General features: G+C 63.8%; 1 protein-coding gene. It reads left to right on the top strand.

Features of this window, described 5'->3' with window-relative positions:
• Positions 1-101 precede the first annotated feature (101 nt).
• Positions 102-1865 (top strand): IS1634 family transposase, encoded by a 1764-nt coding sequence (locus ACOOGG_RS00900; RefSeq protein ID WP_420431332.1) that lies wholly within the window; start codon positions 102-104, stop codon positions 1863-1865.
• Positions 1866-1946: the final 81 nt, after the last annotated feature.

The following is a 1946-nucleotide window of genomic DNA, read 5'->3' as shown; positions in this document are numbered from 1 at the left end:
GAATCTGTCCTGGATATATGTTGCCATGTATATCCACATTTGATGTTGACTGTGTTGTTTATATACTGTATGTAAGTGGATAGTGTTGTTGCCATGTAGGGATGGTCGATATGGCCCTCAGCGTCGACGTCATACCCAACCGTTCATCGCCGCCGGCCATCCTGTTGCGGGAAGCCTGGCGCGAGGGGAAGCGGATCCGCCGCAGAACGCTGGTCAATTTGTCGAAGGCACCGCCGGGCCTGGTCGATGCGGTTCGGGCCTGGCTCAAGGGCGGGGTGGTGTATTCCGCCATCGATGATGCGGTCTCGATCCGCCGTGCGCTGCCACATGGGGCGGTGGCAGCTGTGTTGGGCACCGCCCGTCATCTCGGCCTCGAGCGCATGCTGCATCGCAGCCGCTCCCGCATGCGGGACCTGGCGCTGGCCGCCATTGCCGCCAGGATCCTCGCGCCATCCTCCAAGCTGGCCACGGCCAGGCAGCTCTCACCGGATACTGCCACCAGTTCCCTCGGCCCCCTGCTCGATCTCGGCGAGGTCAGCGGCAACGAGATGCTGGAGATGCTGGACTGGCTCTCGTCCCGCCAGCCATGGATCGAGGGCTCCCTGGCCCGGCGGCATCTCTCGGGCGGGACGCTCATCCTCTACGATGTCTCATCCTCGTACATGGAGGGAAGGCAATGCCCGCTGGCCGAATTCGGCCATAGCCGCGATGGCAAGCGCGGCAAGAGGCAGATCACTTACGGCCTCCTCTGTGCAGAAGATGGCTGCCCGGTGGCCATCGAGGTCTTCTCGGGCAATACCGCCGATCCACAGACGGTGGTATCGCAGGTGCAGAAGATCCAGGCCCGCTTCGGCATCGAGAAGGTGGCGCTGGCCGGTGACCGGGGGATGATCACCACGGCGCGGATCCGGGAGGATCTGGCGCCTGCCGGGCTGGACTGGATCTCGGCGCTCAAGAGCCAGGACATCCGCAAGCTGGCCAGGGGTGCCCCGCCGGTGCTGGTGCTCGAGGCGCTGGTTCCGGATGCGGTGGCCGAGATTGCCTCCCCGGACTTCTCCAGAGAGCGGCTGATGGTCTGTCTCAATCCGAGATTGCGGGCCGAGCGGGCCCGCAAGCGGGAGGAACTCCTTGTGGCCACCGAGGAGGTGCTTTCCGGCATTGCCGCCGCCCATGGTCGCGGCAAGCCAGGTGCGGCGGCGCGCGCCCGCACCTGGAAGGCGATCGGCAGGAAGGCAAACCGGAAGAATGTGGAGAGGCATTTCGACATCACCGTCACCGATGGGGAGATGGTCTGGGCCCGGAGTGAAGAGAGGATCAATGCAGAGGCGCGCCTTGACGGTATCTGGGTGGTGCGCACCAGCCTGGGTGCTGGTGCCATCGGAGCGGAAGCGGCGGTGGAGGCGTACAAGCGTTTATCCACGGTGGAGCGGGCATTCCGCATGGCCAAGTCGGACCTCGCGATCCGTCCCATCCATGTCTATACCGCGACCCATGTAAGGGCGCATGTGTTCCTGTGCATGCTGGCGCTCTACGTGGAGTGGCATATGCGGCGGCGACTGGCGCCGCTGCTCTTCCAGGATGATGAGAAGGAAGGTGCCCGGGAAGAGCGGGCTTCACCGGTGGCACCGGCCAGGGTATCGGCGAGTGCGAAATCCAGGGCAGACAGCAAGCTGACTGCTGACGGGCTGCCGGTGCACAGCTTTCGCACGCTCATGGAGGATCTGGCCACGCTGACGCTGAACGAGGTGAGCCTGCCGGGCAATCCGGAGCTGGCCCTGCCGCTGCTGGCGGTGCCGACGCAGCTGCAAAACCGCGCCTTTGAGCTTCTGAACATCGACCCGGCCCGGATGTTGCCATGTATATGACAGGTTGACAGCCGGAAGACGGTCCGAAAAGCTCTTGAAAATCAGTAGGATGTTCCAGGGATTCTTCTTGAGGCGGTCCTG

Origin of the sequence: Candidatus Poriferisocius sp. (assembly GCF_965214065.1) — a bacterium.
In the GTDB taxonomy this organism is placed as follows: domain Bacteria; phylum Actinomycetota; class Acidimicrobiia; order Acidimicrobiales; family Bin134; genus Poriferisocius.
The sequence above is the reverse complement of the archived record's forward strand: the minus strand, read 5'-3'. Positions and strand labels throughout refer to the sequence as shown.

Bases quoted from the DNA above. Each gene is read 5' to 3' on its own strand.
- ACOOGG_RS00900 (WP_420431332.1), top strand. From the start codon at position 102: ATGGTCGATATGGCCCTCAGCGTCGACGTCATACCCAACCGTTCATCG.